At 68.6% G+C, this 13,645-nt stretch carries 12 protein-coding genes; 4 read left to right on the top strand and 8 right to left on the bottom strand.

Annotated elements, in window-relative coordinates; translation table 11 throughout:
• Positions 1 to 6 precede the first annotated feature (6 nt).
• Both FGX59_RS04775 and acnA read right to left on the bottom strand, forming a co-directional pair.
• On the bottom strand, positions 7 to 357 hold the full coding sequence (locus FGX59_RS04775; RefSeq protein WP_138465385.1) for a hypothetical protein: 351 nt from the start codon (positions 355 to 357) through the stop codon (positions 7 to 9).
• A 189-nt stretch (positions 358 to 546) separates the two neighbouring features.
• Positions 547 to 3,294, bottom strand: a complete 2,748-nt coding sequence (gene acnA, locus FGX59_RS04780) for an aconitate hydratase AcnA (protein WP_138465386.1) — start codon at positions 3,292 to 3,294, stop codon at positions 547 to 549.
• Positions 3,295 to 3,534: 240 nt separating this feature from the next.
• Here acnA and FGX59_RS04785 point away from each other — a divergent pair, with 240 nt between their 5' ends.
• Positions 3,535 to 4,203 carry a thioredoxin family protein gene (locus FGX59_RS04785; RefSeq protein WP_240722248.1) on the top strand — a complete coding sequence of 223 codons (669 nt, stop codon included), beginning with the start codon at positions 3,535 to 3,537 and terminating at the stop codon, positions 4,201 to 4,203.
• A 15-nt stretch (positions 4,204 to 4,218) separates the two neighbouring features.
• Here the strand turns inward: FGX59_RS04785 and FGX59_RS04790 are convergent, their stop codons facing one another.
• Complete coding sequence (locus FGX59_RS04790; protein WP_138465388.1) at positions 4,219 to 5,130, bottom strand: lysophospholipid acyltransferase family protein; 912 nt, start codon at positions 5,128 to 5,130, stop codon at positions 4,219 to 4,221.
• A gap of 482 nt (positions 5,131 to 5,612) precedes the next feature.
• On the opposite strand from FGX59_RS04790, the gene FGX59_RS04795 reads away from it, so the two are divergent.
• On the top strand, positions 5,613 to 6,056 hold the full coding sequence (locus FGX59_RS04795) for a hypothetical protein (protein ID WP_138465389.1): 444 nt from the start codon (positions 5,613 to 5,615) through the stop codon (positions 6,054 to 6,056).
• Between the two features lie 598 nt (positions 6,057 to 6,654).
• Here FGX59_RS04795 and FGX59_RS04800 read toward each other — a convergent pair.
• Positions 6,655 to 7,707, bottom strand: coding sequence for a flagellar motor switch protein FliG (locus FGX59_RS04800; protein WP_138465390.1), 1,053 nt, complete (start codon positions 7,705 to 7,707; stop codon positions 6,655 to 6,657).
• A 134-nt stretch (positions 7,708 to 7,841) separates the two neighbouring features.
• Complete coding sequence (gene purB, locus FGX59_RS04805) at positions 7,842 to 9,146, bottom strand: adenylosuccinate lyase (RefSeq protein WP_138465391.1); 1,305 nt, start codon at positions 9,144 to 9,146, stop codon at positions 7,842 to 7,844.
• Positions 9,147 to 9,169: 23 nt separating this feature from the next.
• Between purB and FGX59_RS04810 the strand changes: the two genes are divergently transcribed.
• Positions 9,170 to 9,655: a DUF6314 family protein gene (locus FGX59_RS04810; RefSeq protein WP_138465392.1), complete on the top strand. Its 486-nt coding sequence runs from the start codon at positions 9,170 to 9,172 to the stop codon at positions 9,653 to 9,655.
• Here the strand turns inward: FGX59_RS04810 and FGX59_RS04815 are convergent.
• Positions 9,622 to 9,924 (bottom strand): putative quinol monooxygenase, encoded by a 303-nt coding sequence (locus FGX59_RS04815; RefSeq protein ID WP_138465393.1) that lies wholly within the window; start codon positions 9,922 to 9,924, stop codon positions 9,622 to 9,624. The genes FGX59_RS04810 and FGX59_RS04815 overlap by 34 nt on opposite strands.
• A 144-nt stretch (positions 9,925 to 10,068) precedes the next feature.
• Here FGX59_RS04815 and FGX59_RS04820 point away from each other — a divergent pair, with 144 nt between their 5' ends.
• The gene (locus FGX59_RS04820; RefSeq protein WP_171060513.1) at positions 10,069 to 11,046 is read left to right on the top strand and encodes a PHB depolymerase family esterase; all 978 of its coding nucleotides are present in this window, start codon (positions 10,069 to 10,071) and stop codon (positions 11,044 to 11,046) included.
• Positions 11,047 to 12,063: 1,017 nt separating this feature from the next.
• Here FGX59_RS04820 and FGX59_RS04825 read toward each other — a convergent pair.
• Positions 12,064 to 12,495, bottom strand: a complete 432-nt coding sequence (locus FGX59_RS04825) for a GNAT family N-acetyltransferase (protein ID WP_370295795.1) — start codon at positions 12,493 to 12,495, stop codon at positions 12,064 to 12,066.
• A gap of 172 nt (positions 12,496 to 12,667) precedes the next feature.
• The gene (ppk2, locus tag FGX59_RS04830) at positions 12,668 to 13,585 is read right to left on the bottom strand and encodes a polyphosphate kinase 2 (RefSeq protein WP_138465395.1); all 918 of its coding nucleotides are present in this window, start codon (positions 13,583 to 13,585) and stop codon (positions 12,668 to 12,670) included.
• Positions 13,586 to 13,645: the final 60 nt, after the last annotated feature.

The following is a 13,645-nucleotide window of genomic DNA, read 5'->3' on the forward strand; positions in this document are numbered from 1 at the left end:
TTCCCTTCAGGCAAGTCCGGGGTCGAGCACGTAGCGGCGGCCGTTCACCTCCACCGTGGCGGCCTGCATGGCCATTTCCTCGGCATTGGCCGAGCGGCGGCCGGTCAGCGTGACCTCGGCGCCCTCGGCGAGCATCTCGCGGCCCGGCCCGCCGCCTTCGCCGATCTCGGCTGTCCAGATCTCGCCATGGGCCTCGACGCGGACGCGTCCGCGCGGGCCCTTGCCGGCGGCATCTGTGACGACGCCGGTCAGTTCGAATTCCCCGTCCTCGGTATAGCGGCTGCCGTGGCGTCCCGTTTCGGGGCGCCCCGTCAGGGTCGCGGCAAGCGCCGCGAAGCTGTGGCGGGCATGGTGCATTTCGCCGACCTCCGTTTCGGTTCCGGACCATCCTACATGACAGCTTGCCGCATGGCGCCTGAAAATCTTGTGAGGATGAACCGCCCGGCGGAAACGGAGAGACCCCGGCTCTTCGGCCGGGGTCGGACTGGGCCGCCTGCAGCGGACGGCGTCAGGCGGGAGGCCGGAACCGGCCCCCTGCCCTGCGGATCAGGATTTCGCCAGGTTCCGCAGAACGTAATGCAGCACGCCGCCGTTCTCGATATACTCGATCTCGACGCCGGTATCGATCCGGCATTTCAGCGTGACGGTCTTGGTGGTGCCGTCCTTGAAGGTGATCTCGCAGGGCACCTCCTGCAGCGGCTTGACGCCCTCGAGCCCCTTGATCGACACCGTCTCCTCGCCGGTCAGGCCCAGCGTCTTGCGGGTGTCGCCCCCGGTGAACTCGAAGGGGATCACCCCCATGCCGACCAGGTTCGAGCGGTGGATCCGCTCGAAGCTCTCCGCGATCACCGCCTTGACGCCCAGAAGCGCCGTGCCCTTGGCCGCCCAGTCGCGCGAGGAGCCCGCGCCGTACTGCTCGCCGCCGAAGATCACCAGCGGCGTGCCCTCGGCCTGGTAGGCCATGGCCGCGTCGAAGATCGAGGTCTGTTCGCCGTCGGGGCCCTTGGTGTAGCCGCCCTCGACACCGTCCAGCATCTCGTTCCTGATGCGGATATTGGCGAAGGTGCCGCGCATCATGACCTCGTGGTTGCCGCGGCGCGAGCCGTAGGAGTTGAACTCGCGCGGCGCGACCTGGCGTTCGGTCAGGTATTTCCCGGCCGGGGTGGATTCCTTGAAGGAGCCCGCCGGCGAGATGTGGTCGGTGGTGATCATGTCGCCCAGCACCGCCAGGACCTTGGCGCCCTCCACATCCGTGATCGGATGCGTCTCCATCGTCATGCCCTGGAAATAGGGCGGATTCTGGATGTAGGTCGAGCTCGGCGGCCAGTCATAGGTCTTGGCGTCGGTGGTTTCCACCGCCTGCCATTTCTCGTCGCCCTTGAAGACGTCGGAGTATTTCGACTGGAACGCCTCGCGGGTGACGACCCTGTCGACCAGCTCGGCGATTTCCGCGTCGCTCGGCCAGATGTCCTTCAGATAGACCGGCTTGCCGTCCGGCGTCTCGGCGATCGGATCCTTGGCGAGGTCGATATTCATGTCGCCCGCCAGCGCATAGGCCACCACGAGCGGCGGCGAGGCCAGGTAGTTGGCGCGCACATCCGGGCTGATCCGGCCCTCGAAGTTGCGGTTGCCCGAGAGCACCGCGGTGGCGATCAGGTCGTTGTCGGCGATCGATTTCGAGATCTCGGGCTGCAGCGGACCCGAGTTGCCGATGCAGGTGGTGCAGCCGTAGCCCACGAGGTTGAAGCCCACCGCGTCGAGATCCTCCTGCAGGCCCGCGGCCTCGAGGTAGTCGGTCACGACCTGGGAGCCGGGCGCCAGCGAGGTCTTGACCCAGGGCTTGCGGTTCAACCCCAGCTCGCGCGCCTTGCGGGCGACGAGGCCCGCGCCGATCAGCACATAGGGGTTCGAGGTGTTGGTGCAGGAGGTGATCGAGGCGATCACGACCGAGCCGTCCTTCAGCTCGTATTCCTCGCCATCGACCTTGGCGGTGCGGATCAGCGGCCGCTCGGCGACGATCGTGTCGCCCTCGGCGGCCATGTCCTCGGCCTCGCCCGAGATGTCGATGCCGCGGAAGCCCGCGACCACCTTGCGGAAGGCCGAGCCCGCGCCCTCCAGCGGCAGGAAGTCCTGCGGACGCTTCGGACCGGAGATCGCCGGGACGATCGTGCCCATGTCGAGCTCCAGCGTCGAGGTGTAGACCGGGTCGTAGTCCGGGCCGCGCCAGAAGCCGTTCTCCTTGGCATAGGCCTCGACCAGCGCGATGCGCTCCTCGTCGCGGCCCGTGGTGCGCAGGTAGCGCAGGGTTTCGTCGTCGATCGGGAAGAAGCCGCAGGTCGCGCCGTATTCGGGCGCCATGTTGGCGATCGTGGCGCGCTGCGCCAGCGGCAGATTGTCGAGGCCGGGGCCGTAGAATTCGACGAATTTCGACACCACGCCATGCTTGCGCAGCATTTCGACGACCTTCAGCACCAGGTCGGTGCCGGTGGTGCCCTCGACCATCTCGCCGGTCAGCTTGAAGCCGACGACCTCGGGGATGAGCATCGAGATCGGCTGGCCCAGCATCGCCGCTTCGGCCTCGATGCCGCCCACGCCCCAGCCCAGGACGGCCGCGCCGTTGACCATGGTCGTGTGGCTGTCGGTGCCCACCAGCGTGTCGGGATAGGCGACGGTCTCGCCCGACTGGTCCTCGTCGGTCCAGACGGTCTGGGCGAGGTATTCCAGGTTCACCTGGTGGCAGATGCCGGTGCCCGGCGGCACCACGCGGAAATTGTTGAACGCCTTCTGGCCCCATTTGAGGAAGACGTAGCGCTCCATGTTGCGCTCGTATTCGCGGTCCACGTTCATCTGGAACGCGCGCGGATTGCCGAACTCGTCGATCATGACCGAGTGGTCGATGACCAGGTCGACCGGGTTCAGCGGGTTGATCTTGTCCGGATCGCCGCCGAGCGCCACGATCCCGTCGCGCATGGCCGCGAGGTCGACCACGGCCGGAACGCCGGTGAAGTCCTGCATCAGCACGCGCGCCGGACGGTAGGCGATCTCGCGCGGGTTCTGGCCGCCATTGGCGCCCCATTCGGCGAAGGCCTTGATGTCCTCGACGGAGACGGTGCGGCCGCCATCCTCGAAGCGCAGCATGTTCTCGAGCACCACCTTCAGCGCCGCCGGGAGCTTGGAGAAGTCGCCCAGGCCCGCCTCCTGCGCCGCGGGTATCGAATAGTAGGCGATGCTGCTCCCGCCGACCGTCAGGGTCTTGCGGGTCTTGGAGGTGTCGTTTCCGACTTGAATGGTCATGGGGTCATGCCTCCCGTGTAAGTGGGTCGATGCGCACCGGATATGGGCCTCCTTCCCCCCGCGCGGCAAGGGGGTGCGGCTTTTTGCATACCATTGCATGCGAAAAATGCGCACCCCGCGCAACACTCGCCCCAGCTCTCTCAAAAGGGTGATTGGCGCGTGGCAGGTCGATGGCCTATCCCTTCGTTGTACTTGCGGAAGAACGGGACAGAGATGCGACATTTCATCGGCGCGACCTGCATGAGCTTGACCCTGATGGCAAATGCGGCGGCCGCGGATCCGGTGGTGGTCCTTGAACTCTATACCTCGCAAGGTTGTTCCGCCTGCCCGCCCGCGGACGAGCTGCTCAACGAGCTGTCAAGCGAAGACGGCGTGCTCGCCTTCTCCTTCCATGTCGACTACTGGGACTATATCGGCTGGACCGACACGTTCGGCAGCCGCGAGAACGGCCAGCGCCAGAAGATGTACGCCAAGGGCTTCGGCGAGCGGATGGTCTACACCCCGCAGCTCGTCATCCAGGGCCAGGCGGCGGTGGTCGGCCACAAGGCCGAGAAGGTCAATTCCGTCATCGGCAAGCTGCGCCAGCACCAGCCCGAGGCCAGGATCACGGCCGTGCGCGAGGGCGATCTCGTCCGCGTCACCGTCTCGCCGGTCTCGAAGCCGGTCGACGCCTCCGAGCTCTATGTCGTGCGCTTCCAGCCGGAGGCCACGGTGAAGATCGGCAAGGGCGAGAATGCCGGGCGCGAGATCACCTATTCCAATGTCGTCACCGACTGGCACCTGGCGGAATTCTGGTCGGGCGACGCGCCCGAGGAATACGACCTGCCGGTGATGGGCGACCAGCCGGTGGCCGTGCTCCTGCAGAAGCGCGGCCAGGGCCCGGTCATCGCCGCCGCTCTGGCGCGCTGAGGCGGCCCGCCGGGCTCAGCCCCCGGCCGCCTTCCGCGCCGCCCTGCGGGCCTGGCGCTCGGGCTTCCAGCGCCGGTGCAGCCACAGCCACTGGTCCATGTTCTGCCGGATCCGCGCCTCGAGACTGTCATTGAGCGCCTGGGTCATGGTCCGCGCGTCGCTATGCGGCACCGGCTCCTCGATCACCAGTTCGAAGCTGCCATCCGGCTGGCGGATGCCGTAGAGCGGCACCAGCACGGCATCGTATTTCAGCGCCATCTCCGCCGCCGAAAGCGCCGTCGGCGCGGGCTTGCCGAAGAAGCTCAGCAGCGCGCCCTTGTTGACGTGCTGGTCGGGCAGGATGGCGACCGCGTTGCCCTGGCGCAGGTGGCGGATCATCTTCGCCAGGCCCGAGCGGCCGCGGGCGAAAACCGGCTCAGAGATCGCGCTGAGCATGGCGAGGAACTCGGCATCGAGCATCTTGTCGTTGAGCGGCCGGTAGATCGCGCCGATCCGGTAGCCGCGCCGCGACAGCACCGCGCGCATCGCGTCGAAATTGCCGAAATGCCCCGAGACCAGCAGCTGCGGCCGACCGGCGGCGCGGGCCTCCTCGAGCGCCGCCAGCCCCGGGCCGGTGACCGGCGCATCGCGCAGCCGCTCGGCGAATTCCTCGCCCGCGGCCAGTTCGGTCAGCATCCGGCCGACATTGGCGGGGACGCGGCGCATCAGCCGGCGGACCTCGCGCTCGGGCAGCTCGGGCATGACATGGGCCAGATTGGCGCGGATGCGGGCGCGATAGCCGGCCGCGGGCGCCACGACCCAGGCCATGAGCCAGGCGGCGAGCGCGCAGCGCAGGCGGAAGGGCAGGATCCGCGGCCAGGTCACAAGGGCGCGGATCGCACCGGCCTCGAAGGCGGCCCGCCTCCTGGATTTGGTCTTTTTCGCCATCAGCAAACTCCGTCCGGGCGGCCCTGCCGCCTCCCGCCGGTCTTAACGGGGATCGGCCCGGCCGGCAATCGCAGCGCCCGCCGCCGCGCGGCCCGGCGCCGAAAGCGGCCGGGCGGCACCCGGCACGCGGACCTGCAGACCGGCGCCACAGCCCTGATGGCCCAGCCAGACTCCGAAAACCTGTCCGGAGCAAAGCGGACTGCGCCCGGAAGATCGCTGCAGCCGGGCGGGACTGCGTTCGAAGCGCCGTTCCGCAGCCGATCGACCAGCACGCCGGGGGAGCTGCTGACGGCCGGAGGTGCAGTCCATTGACGACTAGGGCGCGGCAACCGTGCCAAGCCCGCCAAGGAGGGCGGAGCGGATGATCCCAGCCCGCGGCTGGAGCACAAGGTCGCGCCACTGACCGCATGGAGGCCTCCTGCCCCCGGCCTCGCAATCTGGTATTTCGGGGCTGCCAGACGACGCCATGACAGGAGCCGTCGATGACGCAGGTGGTCGGGGCCGGCATCGATCACGGCAAGTGCGTCTTCCCGGTCCGCGGTGCGGTTTCAAAAGGCGCTGTCGCCCTGCCGCGGCGCCGGATGCCGACGTCTTCCCGCAGCTTCCTCCCCCTCGTGATCGGCGTGAAGTCTTGCGCCGGTGCGCATCGCCGGGACCGCGCGATCCGCATGAAGGCCTGTGCCGATGCGCATCACCGGGTCGGCGAACTCCGCAGGATCGGACGCGACGTCCGACCGGTGCCGCCGTCTCATGTGACGCCGCGCAAGAACGGGAAAACGCCCATGCAGGCGCCGGGACGACCCGCGAAGGCCCGGAACCGCAAGCGCAGCGTCTCATCGGTCCGGGGATGGGTGGACGGCACAGGACGATCCGGCCTTCGATGCCGCCGGGCCAATCGGCAGCGAAGCGGCCTAACAGGGCGCTGAAAGTCCGTTTGGCCGGGGAGCTGGGGGCAAAACTGGAACAAGCGTCCTGAAAGCGGCTGGACTTGCCCATCCCTGAAGAAACCACCTGACCAGATCCGGAACGAATTCCTCGACAGCGAGGCCCTGGATTCCTTTTTCAGCAGCCTGCTAAACTCTTCGGATGGCCCGCAAGGCACGGGACTCCCGGCTGCGCCAGCGGACCCGGGCCGCTATGCGCGATCCGCGCGCATCTGGACGAGTTCGGCATCGTAGCGTCAATGGAGGGACCATGCCCGGCGGTCGCCGGGGCGGGCCAGCGCGCGCACCTGCCGTCCCCGGGCCGGATGCCGATTGGCCTGCTGGTCAGCCGGTTCTTTCAGGCCCGGGGACGAATCGGCGCGCTCCCCCAGGACATCCCGCGCGGATCCGACATTGCGCGGCCGTCACAGGCCGAAGAGATGACTGCCCGCGGCCAGACGCCGGGTCCTCGCGATGAGCCCTGCCATGCGGGAGCCATCCAGGATGATACAAGCACCATGACGGAGGCTGACCGGACCTGTAACGCCGGACGCTCGGGATGGCATGACCTCCGCAAAGGCCCTGACCGCCCTGGCCCGGTTCACGCCTGGGCCTCTTCCTCTTCCTCGTCGCTGAGCAGGATCAGCTCGCCGGCTGCTTCCATCTCCCGGATCGCGGCCACGATGTTGCCCATCGCCTCCTCAGCGTCCTTCGATTTCACCTTGCCCTGGTCGCGCACCTCGTCGCGCAGCTGCTGGGCCATGCGCTGGGACATGTTCTCCAGGATGAACTCCCCGGCCTTCTCGTCGCCGCCGCCCTGCGCGCCGCCGAGCGCGGTGACCAGGACGGCCTGGTCGACGGCACGGGTGATCTTGGGGATGTCGCGCGGGTCGATCCGCATGGGGATGTTGCCGAAGGTGAAGATCGCCTTGCGCACCTCCTCGGCGAAGACCGAGTCCTTCTCCTCCAGCCCCTCGAGCACGCCGTCCCGGGTCAGTGCCGCCGTCGAGTTCAGGATCGCGCCCACGCGCTGCACGGGGCCGTCGCTGAAGGCCAGGGCCGGGCGCGAGGCGAGCTGGGTCGCGATCGAGGAGCCGATGGTCTGCACCGTCTCGGGATCGATGCCGCTGGTGCGCTGGATCGCGAAGGCGATGCGCCGCGCCCGCTCGCTCTCCATCTTGCCGAGGATGTCGGCGGCTTTCGGGACGGGCACTTTCGACAGGATCACCGCCGCGACCTCGTCGCTCTCGTTCTCCATGACCGCCATCAGCTGCTCGCTCTCGAGCCCCTGGATCGCGGTCCAGGGCTCCTTGTGGACCGGAACGCCGACCTGCTTGCGGATGCGCGCAGCCGTCGACGGGCTGATCGTGCCGTCGAGCGCGTCGAGCGCGCCGGCCAGCCCGCCGGGGAAGGTCATGCCAACGCTTTCGAGCTCGGCCAGGAATTCCTGCACCACCTCGTCGAGCGTCGCATGGTCGATCTGCCGGATGGCGCCCATCTCGTGGGTCAGCAGCTCCTGCAGGTGCTCGGGAAGGTCGCTGAGATCGAGCTCCGTCCCTTCCTGCATCAGGACGCGCACGATGATCGCGGCCTTTCGCTGCTGGGTCAGCGCGGGCATCCCGCCCGCGGTCGCGAGGCTTGGCATCTGGCTCATGGCTCCTCTGACTTCTGCCGTCGGAGCCAGACTTGACCGATGCCTCTTAACGCGGGGTTTACGCGGGCCCCCGCGCCGGGGGCCTGCGCGATTTTCCGGTCCGTGCCGCCGCTCAGGGCGCCACGGGTGCGCGATCAGCTGCCGAAGACGCGCGAGAAGATCGTGTCGACATGCTTGGTGTGGTAGCCGAGGTCGAATTTCTCCTCGATCTCCGCCGGGCTCAGCGCCGCGGTCACCTCGGCATCGCCCAGGAGCTCGGTCTTGAAGTCCTTGCCTTCTTCCCAGACCTTCATCGCGTTGCGCTGCACGAGGCGGTAGGCGTCCTCGCGGCTCACGCCCGCCTGGGTCAGCGCCAGAAGCACCCGCTGCGACATGACGAGGCCGCGGAACTTGTTCATGTTGGCCAGCATGTTGTCGGGATAGACGACCAGCTTGTCGATCACCGTGGTCAGCCGCGACAGCGCGAAATCGAGCGTCACGGTGGTGTCGGGGCCGATATTGCGCTCCACCGAGCTGTGCGAGATGTCGCGCTCGTGCCACAGCGCCACGTTCTCCATCGCCGGGACCACGGCCATGCGGACGAGCCGCGCCAGGCCGGTGAGGTTCTCGGTCAGGACCGGGTTGCGCTTGTGCGGCATGGCCGAGCTGCCCTTCTGACCCTTGGAGAAGAACTCCTCGGCTTCCAGAACCTCGGTGCGCTGCATGTGGCGGATCTCGATGGCGACATTCTCGATCGAGGAGGCCACGACGCCGAGCGCGGCGAAGAAGGCGGCATGGCGGTCGCGCGGGATCACCTGGGTGGAGATCGGCTCGGGCTTCAGGCCCATCTTGGCGCAGACATGCTCCTCGACGGCCGGGTCGATATTGGCGAAGGTGCCGACCGCGCCGGAGATCGCGCCGGTGGCGATCTCGTCGCGCGCCACCTGCAGGCGGGTCCTGTTGCGGTCCATCTCGGCATAGAAGCGCGCGAAGGTCAGGCCCATCGTGGTGGGCTCGGCATGGATGCCATGGCTGCGGCCGATGCGGACGGTGTCCTTGTGCTCGAAGGCGCGGCGCTTCAGCGCTTCCAAGAGCTTGTCCATGTCGGCCAGCAGGATGTCGGCGGCGCGCACCAGCTGCACGTTGAACGTGGTGTCGAGCACGTCGGAGGAGGTCATGCCCTGATGGACGAAGCGCGCCTCGTCATTGCCGATGATCTCGGCCAGGTGGGTCAGGAAGGCGATGACGTCATGCTTGGTCACGGCCTCGATCTCGTCGATGCGCGCGACGTTGAAATCCACGTCCTTCGCCTTCCAGACGGCAGCCGCGTTTTCCTTCGGGATAACGCCCAGTTCGGCTTGCGCATCGCAGGCATGGGCTTCAATCTCGTACCAGATGCGGAACTTGGTCTCGGGGGACCAGATGGCAACCATGTCGGGACGGGAATAGCGTGGGATCATCGTCGGACCTTTCCTGCGGCGCTTTGGCGCCCCGCCCTTACGGCGAAGCTGCGCCCGGCGCAAGCCTGCCCGCGGCAGAGCGCCTCTTCACCGCGGCGGGCCTGGCCGGAACCTGGGCCGTCACCCGGCAGATCGCGGATGCGCGCACCGGCGGCACGGCCCGGCTGGAGGGGCTGGCGCGGTTCCATCCCGACGACGGGGGTCTCCGCTACGACGAAGAGGGCGTGCTGACCCTGCCCGGCGGGCAGAGCTTCGCCGCCACCCGCCGCTATCTCTGGCGCTTCGGGCCGCCCGTGCGGGTGCTCTTCGCCGACGGGCGGCTCTTCCATGTGCTCGACCCGGCCGATCCCGAGGCCGAGCTCGTCCATCACTGCGGCGACGACCTCTATCGCGGGCGCTACCGCGCCGGAGCAGCGTTCTGGGAGACCGAATGGCACGTGACCGGCCCGCGCAAGGACCAGGTCAGCCGCATCCGCTACCGTCGGACGGGCACTTCGGAAATCTCGTAGACCCGGCGGATCCCGGCTGTCGCCCGGCCCCAGTCCGAGGCCGCCGCGCGGGCCTGGTGCGCCTCGAAGGCGGCGCGGTCGCGGAAAAGCTCCCGCACCTGCCAGACCAGCGGCGCGGCGCCGGGCACCACCTCGAAGGACAGGCAGCCGGGCTCGGCGAGGGTCGCGCGGATATGCCCGGGCAGATGGCGGCGCACGGTCCCGGCCTCCGCCTCGTCGGCGCAGATCAGCTCTCCGGCCAGGCGGATCGCGGGCTCGATATCGGTCATTGCGGCACCTCCTGCCCGCCCCTAGCAGATCCGCCCGGCCCGCAGGTAGGCATTTCCGCACCGCAGAGAATCCTTCACATGCGCTATGATCCGCGCGAGCCTGCCCCCCGATCCCGTCCCCGTCCCCGACCGGAGCCCTGCCCCATGCGCCTGCTGCCGCTTCTGATCCTTCTCCTCGCCCCCGCGCTGCTCCAGGCGGGCGAGCTGCGCCGCGCCACGCTGGCCGCCGAGCCCGGAACCCCCGGCAGCCGCGACCGCGACTATGCGCTCTATGTCCCCGAGGGCCTGCCCGCCGATGGCAGCGCGCCGCTTGTGACGATCCTGCATGGCTGCAAGCAGACCAATGACGACATGATCGAGCAGACCGGCTTCCGCGCGCTGGCCGACGCCGAGGGCTTCGCCGTGCTCTTCCCCTTCGTCACCAGCTTCGAGGGCTGGCGCAATCCCAATTGCTGGGGCTTCTGGGAAGAGGAGCACCAGCGCGAGGGCGCGGGCGAGCCGGGCGATATCCGCCGGATGATGGCGCTGGCGGAAAGCGAGCTCGGCACCGATCCGGCGCGGCGCTACATCGCCGGGCTCTCCTCCGGGGCGGCCATGTCGGTTGTGATGGCGGTGGCCTATTCCGAGGATATCGCCGCCGCGGGCGCGGTGGCCGGGCTCGGCTATGCCGAGGATGCCTGGGCCGTGCGCATCCTGCCGGGCTGCACCATCCCGACGCTGCGCGACGACCCCGAGGAGATGGCCGCGGAGATGGAAGCCGAGCAGGACGCGCCGGGCGAGCGGCGGCTGGTGCCCCTGATGGTGATCCACAGCCTCAACGACTGCCGCGTGCCGGTGGAGAACGGCCAGAACCTCGCCGCCTCCTGGATCCGCTTCTACGCCGCCCTGCCCGATCCGGTCTGGCAGGAGGATTGCAGCACCGCCGCGATGCCCTGCAACCACGCCCGCTTCGCCGATGCCGCGGGGCGCACCGTGACCGAGACCGTGTTCTTCGAGGGACCCGACATCATCGAGACGCATTTCTGGCCGGGCGACGGCGAAGGCGAGTTCGCCAATCCCGACGGCCCCTCGGCCACGGCCCTGCTCTGGGGCTTCTTCGAGGAGAAGCGGCTCGATCCCTGACCAGTGGCCGGGCCGCGCAACCGGGCCCGCCCCGGCCGCGCGGCATCTCCCGGCAAGGATGGCACCGGCTGCTTGCGCCGAGGCGACCCGCCCCGGCTGTTCCCGAGCTCCGCGGAGGCAAGCGGATGCCGCCAGCCGAAGCTGTTGAAGAACTCGCAACTTTGCCCGCGGACCGTCAACTCGAGGGAAAACGTTCCGCGATTGGGCGCAAGTGCTTCGGTATCCGACGTCTTCAGCCAAGCTTGGGAACAAGGTTCCAGCTTCGGGTCTCCTCTCGACCGCACCTGGCGTTTTTCAACAGTATCCGCCGCTTGCACCTCTTCGAACGGATGCGGCCTCCCGTGGTCCTGCGCGGCCCCGGTCCGACCCGCCCGATGCATGCAAGCGGCAAGGGGCGCGCGGATGGCCTCTGCCGGAGCCGCGTCGGTGCGCGCCCGGCCCGCCGCCGGAATGCCTCCCGTTGGCCCGAACTGCCTGCAGGGCGCTGAAGGAGGGGTCCGGGGGATCCGCTAGGAGCCGGTCCGGGAGGAGACCGCGTCCAGCCGGATCCGGACCGATGCTCCAAGCCTGCCCCCCGCTGTTTCGCCGGGCGGGCCTTTGCGGCCCCCGGCCAGGGCCAGGCAGAAATCCGGGCTGGCAGCGTGCGGCAAGGGCCGTGACAACCGGACAGTCGGTGGCGGCGACCGGAGGATGCCGTCGAGAAACCCGCATTCTCGTCCGAAACCATTTGAATCGAAGGAAGGCGGTCCGGGCTGGAGCGCAGGCACGTCGCTATTCGATGCCTCGGCCATGCTCGGGAAGATGGCCCGCCCATGAGTGCCCTCCCGGCCGCAAGCGGAGGTCTTCCATCGTACCGGAGGATCGCCGCCTCTCCCCCAGACGGGGCGGCTTCCGGTCAACTCCGCAAGGGATGAAACGCTACTTGCCCCGGGGCAACGCCGGCGCCTTTGGCACGCGGATGAGGCAGCCGATCGCCCGCGCAGGCCCTGGCGAATGCCCCAAGCGATGGTGGCGGCTTCAGCCCGGCGGCGCAGCCTGTCCCGGGGTCTCCAGCCGGAATTTCAGGAAGCGCGCGCCCTCATGCGCCACCTCGCCCTCCGGCCGCGCGCCGAGCCGGGCGAGCGCGCCCAGATGGCGGCGCGTGGGCGGCAGCAGGAAGGTCACGAAGGGGATGCGCGCATCCGCCCGGGCAAAGGCCAGCGCCTTGCGGGCGATGGCCGGGCCGAGCCCGAAGGACGAGGGCTCCAGCACCAGGCCGAAATCCCATTCCGCCCCCTCCTTCTGGAAGCCGCCCCAGCCGCAATAGTCCCCGTCGGCGAGGAAGGCCCAGTGGCCGAGCCCGTCGCGCGTCCAGCAGGCTTCCTTGGCGGCGACGAACGCCTCCGTCGCGGCTGCGTCCCAGGACCCGGTCAGCAGCGGCATGTGCGCGGCCATGCGCGGATCGGACATGTGCGCAGTGATCCGCGCGGGATCGATCTCTGGCAGGCGGGCGAAACTCAGCTCGGGCACGGGGCAAGGCTCCTTGGCGGGGACAGTGCCCGCATAGGCCCCGCCCGCGCCCGCCGGATCAAGCCGCGGCCGCCCCACGCGGGCTCACATCGCCGCGGGGCGGCTGAAACACTCAGTATTTCGACGGCACGTAGAGCTCGGGCGGCAGCACCGAGCGTTCGTATTCGGGGTTGTACTTGCGCTCGGGCAGCACGACCTCCTCATGCGGCACCGCCTCGTAGGGGATCATCGTCAGCAGGTGGTCGATGCAGTTGAGCCGGGCGCGCTTCTTGTCGTTGCCAGGCACGATGTACCAGGGCGCCTCGGGGATGTTGGTGCGCGCCAGCATCTCCTCCTTGGCCAGGGTGTAGTTCTCCCAGCGGACGCGCGACTGCAGATCCATCGGCGACAGCTTCCACTGCTTCAGCGGATCATGGATCCTCATCAGGAAGCGCATCTGCTGCTCTTCGTCGGTGATCGAGAACCAGTACTTGATGACCCGGATCCCCGAGCGCACCAGCATCCGCTCGAATTCCGGCACGTCGTTGAAGAACTGCTCCACCTGGTCCTCGGTGGCGAAGCCCATCACCCGCTCCACCCCGGCGCGGTTGTACCAGGAGCGGTCGAAAAGCACGATCTCGCCCGCGGCGGGCAGATGCGGGACATAGCGCTGGAAGTACCACTGGGTCTTCTCGCGCTCCGAGGGCGCCGGCAGGGCCACGACGCGGCAGACCCGCGGGTTCAGCCGCTGGGTGATGCGCTTGATGACGCCGCCCTTGCCCGCGCTGTCGCGCCCCTCGAACAGCACGACGACCTTCTCGCCGGTATGCTGCACCCAGTCATGCATCTTGATCAGTTCGGACTGCAGGAACAGGAGCTTGCGGAAATAGTCCTTGCGCTCGAGGCTGGGCGGATGCGCCTTCTCGTAGATCTTGCGGATCTCCAGGGACAGCGCCGGCTCGGACATTTCCAGCTCGTAGTCCTCGTCCAGAGTGTCCGCAAGCTCGGCCTCGAGCCAGTCCATCTCGTTCTCGTCCTTGTAGCCGTCCATCATCCGTCTCCGCTCGGCCCGCTGCGCCGGGCGGCGCGCAGGGGATTTTGCGCCGCTATA

Source organism: Poseidonocella sp. HB161398, from assembly GCF_005870025.1.
Classification (GTDB): domain Bacteria; phylum Pseudomonadota; class Alphaproteobacteria; order Rhodobacterales; family Rhodobacteraceae; genus Mangrovicoccus.

Bases quoted from the DNA above. Each gene is read 5' to 3' on its own strand.
- FGX59_RS04775 (WP_138465385.1), bottom strand. From the start codon at position 357: ATGCACCATGCCCGCCACAGCTTCGCGGCGCTTGCCGCGACCCTGACG.
- acnA (WP_138465386.1), bottom strand. From the start codon at position 3,294: ATGACCATTCAAGTCGGAAACGACACCTCCAAGACCCGCAAGACCCTG.
- FGX59_RS04785 (WP_240722248.1), top strand. From the start codon at position 3,535: ATGAGCTTGACCCTGATGGCAAATGCGGCGGCCGCGGATCCGGTGGTG.
- FGX59_RS04790 (WP_138465388.1), bottom strand. From the start codon at position 5,130: ATGGCGAAAAAGACCAAATCCAGGAGGCGGGCCGCCTTCGAGGCCGGT.
- FGX59_RS04795 (WP_138465389.1), top strand. From the start codon at position 5,613: ATGACGCAGGTGGTCGGGGCCGGCATCGATCACGGCAAGTGCGTCTTC.
- FGX59_RS04800 (WP_138465390.1), bottom strand. From the start codon at position 7,707: ATGAGCCAGATGCCAAGCCTCGCGACCGCGGGCGGGATGCCCGCGCTG.
- purB (WP_138465391.1), bottom strand. From the start codon at position 9,146: ATGATCCCACGCTATTCCCGTCCCGACATGGTTGCCATCTGGTCCCCC.
- FGX59_RS04815 (WP_138465393.1), bottom strand. From the start codon at position 9,924: ATGACCGATATCGAGCCCGCGATCCGCCTGGCCGGAGAGCTGATCTGC.
- FGX59_RS04820 (WP_171060513.1), top strand. From the start codon at position 10,069: ATGCGCCTGCTGCCGCTTCTGATCCTTCTCCTCGCCCCCGCGCTGCTC.
- FGX59_RS04825 (WP_370295795.1), bottom strand. From the start codon at position 12,495: ATGTCCGATCCGCGCATGGCCGCGCACATGCCGCTGCTGACCGGGTCC.
- ppk2 (WP_138465395.1), bottom strand. From the start codon at position 13,585: ATGGACGGCTACAAGGACGAGAACGAGATGGACTGGCTCGAGGCCGAG.